Annotated in this window: 1 protein-coding gene; it reads right to left on the bottom strand. The window is 65.4% G+C overall.

Going from position 1 to position 321, the window contains the following annotated elements; translation table 11 throughout:
* On the bottom strand, positions 1-266 hold a 266-nt coding region (locus EN852_RS37895), incomplete at its 3' end, for a YraN family protein (RefSeq protein ID WP_135879842.1).
* Positions 267-321: the final 55 nt, after the last annotated feature.

Below are 321 nucleotides of genomic sequence, written 5' to 3'. Positions count from 1 at the left end.
CAGATATCCGCGGCGCCCTCGATGCGCCGCTCCGATTCATGTCCGAGCGCTTCCATGGCCTCGATCAAAGTGCGGCGCTCCTTGACCTCGACGAACAGCACGAGATCGCCACGCCGGGCGATCAGATCGATCTCGCCGAGCCTGGTGCGATGGCGGCGGGCAAGGATGCGGTAGCCTTTCAGCATCAGCGCCAGCGCCGCCAGCCATTCGCCGCGATGGCCGCGCCGGTAAGCTTTTCGGCGATGGCCTAAAGTACGCTCAGCCATCGCCTTCCCTAAGCTCCAGCAGTCGCCGGTAAAGCGCCTGCTTCTGCCCGCCGGT

The organism is Mesorhizobium sp. M2E.F.Ca.ET.209.01.1.1, assembly GCF_004010375.2.
In the GTDB taxonomy this organism is placed as follows: Bacteria; Pseudomonadota; Alphaproteobacteria; order Rhizobiales; family Rhizobiaceae; genus Mesorhizobium.
The sequence above is the reverse complement of the archived record's forward strand: the minus strand, read 5'-3'. Positions and strand labels throughout refer to the sequence as shown.